Annotated in this window: 7 protein-coding genes; 4 read left to right on the forward strand and 3 right to left on the reverse strand. The window is 72.0% G+C overall.

The genetic code is table 11. The features are described 5' to 3' along the window. On the forward strand, positions 1-753 hold a 753-nt coding region (locus PV343_RS10230), incomplete at its 5' end, for a CAP domain-containing protein (protein ID WP_319146518.1). Between the two features lie 34 nt (positions 754-787). Then, positions 788-1,078 (forward strand): DUF1905 domain-containing protein, encoded by a 291-nt coding sequence (locus PV343_RS10235; RefSeq protein ID WP_319146519.1) that lies wholly within the window; start codon positions 788-790, stop codon positions 1,076-1,078. A 4-nt stretch (positions 1,079-1,082) separates the two neighbouring features. On the opposite strand, the gene PV343_RS10240 is transcribed toward PV343_RS10235, so the two are convergent. From PV343_RS10240 to PV343_RS10250, 3 genes are all read right to left on the reverse strand, one after another. After that, positions 1,083-1,457 (reverse strand): VOC family protein, encoded by a 375-nt coding sequence (locus tag PV343_RS10240; protein ID WP_319146520.1) that lies wholly within the window; start codon positions 1,455-1,457, stop codon positions 1,083-1,085. Positions 1,458-1,700: 243 nt separating this feature from the next. Next, entirely contained in the window at positions 1,701-1,856 is a 156-nt protein-coding gene (locus PV343_RS10245; protein WP_317441394.1) for a DUF6131 family protein, read from the reverse strand. Positions 1,857-1,980: 124 nt separating this feature from the next. Beyond that, the gene (locus tag PV343_RS10250) at positions 1,981-3,177 is read right to left on the reverse strand and encodes a PucR family transcriptional regulator (RefSeq protein ID WP_319146521.1); all 1,197 of its coding nucleotides are present in this window, start codon (positions 3,175-3,177) and stop codon (positions 1,981-1,983) included. Between the two features lie 159 nt (positions 3,178-3,336). On the opposite strand from PV343_RS10250, the gene PV343_RS10255 reads away from it, so the two are divergent. Both PV343_RS10255 and PV343_RS10260 read left to right on the forward strand, forming a co-directional pair. Next, positions 3,337-4,830 (forward strand): long-chain fatty acid--CoA ligase, encoded by a 1,494-nt coding sequence (locus PV343_RS10255; RefSeq protein WP_319146522.1) that lies wholly within the window; start codon positions 3,337-3,339, stop codon positions 4,828-4,830. 193 nt (positions 4,831-5,023) lie between these two features. Further along, positions 5,024-6,353: arabinofuranosidase catalytic domain-containing protein (locus PV343_RS10260; RefSeq protein WP_319146523.1), on the forward strand; the 1,330-nt coding region annotated here is incomplete at its 3' end.

The following is a 6,353-nucleotide window of genomic DNA, read 5'->3' on the forward strand; positions in this document are numbered from 1 at the left end:
GCCTCCCGGGGCGAGGTCCGCCGCCGTCGGCGTCTGCGGCGCCGGGCCGTGGGCGGCGCCGTCGTGGCGGCCTGCGTCGCCGGCGGCGGCCTGTGGTACTTCGGCACCGACCCCGGCGCCGGGAACGACGGGCCGGCCGCGGCGCGCGAGGCCGCCGATCCGGTGGTCGACCTCTCCGCGCCCCGCGCCGAGGAGCCCACGCGGTCACCCTCGGCCTCCGCCACTCCGTCCGCGTCGGCGTCCGCGCCCAAGAAGAAGAGCGCCTCGCCCAAGGCTCCCGCGCCCGTGAAGAAGCGCGCCTCGGCACCCGCGCACCCGGTCCGCCCGACGCCGGGCACCGCCGCCACCCCTGACGCGACACCGACGTCCTCGGACGCCGTCGACCAGGTGGTCGCGCTGGTGAACCAGCAGCGGGCGACCGCCGGTTGCGGGCCGGTCACCGAGGACCCGCAACTGGAGAAGGCCGCGCAGGGCCACTCCGACGACATGGCCGCGCGGAACTTCTTCGAGCACACCAACCCGGACGGCGCCGACCCCGGCCAGCGGATCACCGCGGCGGGCTACCGCTGGTCCACGTACGGGGAGAACATCGCCAAGGGCCAGCAGACCCCGCAGTCCGTGATGGACTCCTGGATGAACAGCCCCGGCCACCGTGCCAACATCCTCAACTGCTCGTTCAAGAACATCGGCGTCGGCGTCCACCGGGGCTCGGGCGGCCCCTGGTGGACCCAGGACTTCGGCGCCAAGCTCTGACGGCCGACCGGCCGGAGGAAGAGAGGAATTTCCGATGGAACTCGCATTCTCCGGCCGGGTGGTCGAGTGGCGCGGCCCGGCGCCCTACTTCTTCGTCCCCGTGCCGGACGAGGAGTCCACGGACATCCGCGAGGTGGCCGCGGCGGCCAGCTACGGCTGGGGCGTGATCCCCGTCGAAGCCCGGATCGGCGGCACCGCATTCACGACATCGCTCTTCCCGAAGGACGGCGGGTACCTGCTGCCGCTGAGGAGCGCGGTGCGCACCGGCCTGGGCCTGGGGGAGGGCGACGACGTGACGGTGGAGATGGGCGTGCGCTTCTCGTGACCGGTCACAGATAAGGGCGGGTGATCAGCTCGATCGCGTGGCCGGCCGGGTCCTTGAAGTACACACCCCGGCCGCCGTGCTCGTCGTTGGTCTCGCCCGGGCGGCGCATCTGCGGGTCCGCCCAGTGCTCGATGCCGCGGTCGCACAGCCGCCGGTACGCGCGGTCGAACAACTCGTCGTCGACCAGGAAGGCGTAGTGCTGCATCTGGATCTCCACCGGCGGCTCGGCGAACTGCAGCAGCACGCCGTCGGTGAGCTGGATGTTGGTGAAGGGGCCCCAGGACGGCGCTTCCGGGAGTTCCAGCAACTCCCGGAAGAACCGGGCGGACTCGTTGCGGTCCTTGGCGGCGATGATGGTGTGGTTGAACGTGGCTGTCACTCGGCTGACCTCGTTGGTGTTCGACACGGGAGACGGACTCGCGGTGCGCGAGTGCCGGGAGGTCCGCGTGCCGGACCGAGGGGGTGCGTCCCGCGCACCCACCGTGTGATCAGCCGCCCACCGGGTTGCCGATCCGTGCGTGGCGTGGCGCCGATCCGGTGTTCACGTCAGGTGACCCTACCGCACGCCGCCGTAGCGGTCGCGAGGAAAGCGCGAGCCGTCGTGCCGCAGCGGGTCCGGTGGCTACCAGTAGTGTCGGCGGCCCGCGACCGCGTGACCCATCGAGCCCAGGATCCACAGGACCGCGCCCACCACCGCGAGGATGATGCCGATGGTCCACAGGATCGAAATGCCGGTGATGAAGCCGACTATGAGCAGAATGATGCCGAGGGCGATCATGGTGTGCCTCCTGCCGGGTAGCAGCATTCCTCCCGTTCTAGTGCCCCGAAGTCGCGAATAATCTCACCGTCCGGCCCGAAACCTTCACAGACACTCTCCGTCACCGTGCCGGTCGCCCGACTACCTAGGGTGATCGCCGCTCCCGTCCCCCTTCCGGCCGCGGGACGAGCCGCAGCGCGTGCAGGGCGGCGCCGAGGTCGGCCAGGTCCGCGGGATCGGAGAGCGAACGTCCCGTCAGTTTCTCCACCCTGCGGAGCCGGTAGCGCACCGTGTTCGGGTGGATGAACAGCCCGCTCGCCGTCTCGGCGGCGACGCCCCCGTGCGCGAACCAGTGCCCGAGCGTGTGCAGCAGCCGCGCCCGCTCGGGAGCCGGCAGCTCGAGGACCGGGCCGAGGACGGTCTCGACGAGGCGGGCCGCCTCGGCGGGAGCGGCGGCGACCAGCATGGCGAGCGGGCTGTCGTCGAAGCGGGCCACGCCCGGCCCCTCGCCGGGCAGCCCGGCCAGCGCGAGCCGCGCGAACCGCAGCGCCTGCGGGGTGTCGCGCAGCGAGTCGAACCGGGGACTGACCCCCACCCGAGCCGAACGCCGCCGCAACGCCCTCCCGATCAGCGACTCGGCGTCGGGATGGGTGAGCGAGAGCAGTCCGAGCTGCGCGTCCGGCAGCAGTCGCCAGGCCGACGGCACACCCGCCTGACGCAGGGCCCCCTCGATCCCGGGCAGCGGCTCCCCGCCCGGATCGGGCACCGCGGCGGCCACCACCGCGTACGGACCGCGCTCCGGCAGCCCGAGCTGCCGCGCCGTCTCCCACAGCGTCGTGCGGTCCGCGAGCGCGCCCGTGAACAGGGCCTCGACCAGCGCCGAACGGCGCGCCTCACGCTGCAGGGCCAGCTCGGCGCTGGCCTCGCGGTAGGCCGCGGCGACCGCCTCCGCGTAACGCCCGAACTGCGCCCAGATCTCCGAGGACCCGGCCACCAGATGGGCGTCCGTGACCTCCGGGTGCCGCCGGGCCTCGTCGACCATCCGCTCCCACAGGTACCCGAAGCCGATCCGGTACGCGTGCAGCGTGTCCGCGAGCGGCACCCCCTGCTCGGCCCGCAGTCGGCCGGTCCGCTCCGCGGGCCCGACGTCGGGCTCCGCGTCGAGCGCGAAGCGCCCCAGCAACTGGTCGGCGTTGGCCGTGCACGACTCCCGCAGCGACGCGAACGGGATCAGCGACTCGTCCGCGTAGGCCTCGACCTCCGCGCGGATGCGCACCGCCATCCGCTCGCCCAGTTCCGGCAGCCGTGCCCGCAGTGCGGCGCTCACCTCCGAGAGACTCATCCCCGCAGCGTACGAGGTGCTTGTTGGTGCCCAGGACAATCCTGTCCGCCCCGCGCTGTCCGCCCGGCCATGGATCTTCCTCCGGCCGAAAGACACCATGCCGTGAGCGTCGGCGGGGGAGCCCGGCGCGCGCAGCGGACATGCATGCGAGGAGGCATCATGGCGAATCTGGCGGAGTTCCTGGCCGAGACGGCGGGCAAGCGGCCCGACGCCACGGCGTTGCGGCTGGGGACGCGGATCACCACCTACGCCGAGCTGGACCGGCTGAGCGCGCAGGCCGCCGCCCTGCTGCGCACGGAGGGCCTGCGGACCGGCGACCGGGTCGCCCTGATGCTGCCGAACGTGCCCGAGTTCGTCGTCCTGTACTACGCCGTGCTGCGCGCCGGCGGCATCGTCGTGCCGATGAACCCGCTGCTCAAGGAGCGGGAGACCGAGTACCACCTGCGGGACTCCGGCGCGGTGCTCCTCTTCGAGTGGCACCAGGCGCCCGGCGAGGGCGCCCAGGGCGCGGCGGCGGCCGGTGTGCGGCGCATCGCCGTCGAGCCCGCCGCCTTCGCCGCCGAACTGGCGCGCCTCGAGCCCCGGCCCGAGGTGGCCACGGTCGCCGGTGACGACGTCGCCGTCCTGCTGTACACCTCCGGTACGACCGGCCGGCCCAAGGGCGCCGCGCTCACCCACGCGGGCCTGCGCCACAACACCGAGGTCAACGTCGTCCACGTGCAGCGGCTGACCCCCGACGACGTGATCGTGGGCTGTCTGCCGCTGTTCCACATCTTCGGGCAGACCTGCACCATGAACGTCGCCGTGCGCAGCGGCGCCGCGCTCACCCTCATACCCAGGTTCGATCCGCAGGCCGTGCTGGACGCCGTCGCCCGCGACGGTGCCACCGTCTTCGAGGGCGTGCCCACGATGTACGCGGCCCTGCTCCAGCACCCGGGTGCCGCCGACGCCGACGTGCCCACCCTGCGCATGTGCGTCTCGGGCGGCGCGTCCCTGCCGGTGGAGGTTCTGCACGGGTTCGAGCGGCGGTTCGGCTGCATGGTGCTGGAGGGCTTCGGCATGTCGGAGACCAGCCCGGTCGTCTCCTTCAACCACCCCGACCGCCCCCGCAAGCCGGGGTCCATCGGGACGCCCATCCGCGACGTCGAGGTGCGGCTGCTGGACGACGACGGCCGGGACGTGGCCCCGGGCGAGGTGGGTGAACTCGTGGTGCGCGGGCCCAACTTGATGAAGGGCTACTGGAACCGTCCGGAGGAGACCGCGGCCACCGTGCCCGACGGCTGGCTGCGCACCGGTGACCTGGCCCGGCGGGACGAGGACGGCTACCTGTACATCGTCGACCGCAAGAAGGACCTGATCATCCGCGGCGGCTACAACGTCTATCCGCGGGAGATCGAGGAGGTCCTGCACGAGCACCCCGCGGTCGCCCTCGCGGCGGTCGTCGGCGTGCCCGACGAGCGGCTGGGCGAGGAGGTGGCGGCGGCGGTCGTCCTGCGCCCGGGGGCCGAGGCGAGCACCGGCGAACTCCAGGCGTACGTGCGGGACCGGGTGGCGGCGTACAAGTACCCGCGCCGGCTCTGGCTGGTGGACGCGCTGCCCCTGGGCCCGAGCGGAAAGATCCTGAAGCGCGAGATCTCCGCCCCGGCGCACTGAGTGGTCAGGTGCCCGGAAAACCCACCGGGAAGAAACATTTCAGGACACGTACAGAACTTTAAATAAGGAGGAAGCAACAAATCTTGACGTGACCCACCATGGTCCGTACCTTCCGCAGCGGTCGATGTGATTCCCCGAACCCGACTTTCACGTCCGTCCGTTCAAGCACGTCCCGTCCTTCGAGGAGCAGACGATGCGCGGAAAGAGATCGATCCTTGCCGTCCTGGTGCTCATGCTGGGTGCCCTGCTCGGCCTGGCCGGGCCGGCGCATGCCGCCGGCTCCCTGCCATGCGACATCTACGGGGGTGCCGGCACCCCGTGCGTCGCCGCGCACAGCACGGTACGGGCGCTGTTCGCCACCTACGCCGGCCCTCTGTACCAGGTCACCAGGGCCTCGGACGGGGCGAAGGCCGACATCGGCCTGCTGGCACCCGGCGGCTACGCGGACGCCGGGCGCCAGGACACCTTCTGCGGCGGCACGACCTGCCGGATCACGAGGATCTACGACCAGACAGCACGGCACAACGACCTGACCCCGGGCCCGGCCGGGACCGCCGGCATGGGGGCGGACCGCGGCGCGGACGCCAGCGAGATCGCGGTCACCGCCGGCGGCCACAAGGTCTACGGCGTGTGGATCTCGCCCGGCATCGGCTACCGCTACACGGGCGTCGCCTCGGGTGTCGCCGTCAACGGGCAGCCCGAAGGGGCCTACATGGTGGCCAGCGGCACCCACGTGGGCTCCGCGTGCTGCTTCGACTACGGCAACGCCGAGAGCACGCCGGCCGACACCGGCAACGGTCACATGGACGCGGTCAGCATCGCGACCACCTGCTACTTCGCGCCCTGCACCGGCTCCGGACCCTGGGTCGAGGCGGACCTGGAGAACGGCATGTTCCAGGGCGACAACGGCTCCAACACCGCCAACCGCGGCAACAGCAGCACGTACGTCACGGCCGTGCTCAAGAACAACGGGCAGACGCGGTACGCCCTCAAGGGCGGCGACGCGCGGTCCGGTGGACTGACCACGTGGTGGGACGGCGCCCTGCCGACGCGCGGCGGTTACCAGCCGATGCACCAGGAGGGCGGCATCATCCTCGGCATCGGCGGGGACAACAGCAACTGGAACAGGGGCACGTTCTTCGAGGGCGTGATGGTCTCCGGCTATCCCACCGACGCCGCCGAGAACGCGGTGCAGGCGAACATCGTCTCGGTCGGCTACAACGGTGAGACCGACGTGCCCAACGGACCGCAGGGAACGGTCGGCGGCCCCGGCGGCACGTGCGTCGACGTCGCGGCCGACGACACCGGGGTCAACGGCACCGTCGTGCAGCTGTGGGACTGCCAGACCTACGCCGAGGACCAGCACTGGACCCACAACGCCGACGGTTCCCTGGGCACCCTGGGCCGCTGCCTCGACGTCAACGGCAACGGGACGGCGAACGGCACACAGGTCGAGCTGTGGGACTGCAACGGGGTCGGCGGTCAGAAGTGGGTGCAGCAGGCGGACGGTTCGCTGCTGAACC

It is taken from the genome of Streptomyces sp. WI03-4A (assembly GCF_033792105.1).
Taxonomy (GTDB): Bacteria; Actinomycetota; Actinomycetes; order Streptomycetales; family Streptomycetaceae; genus Streptomyces; species Streptomyces collinus_A.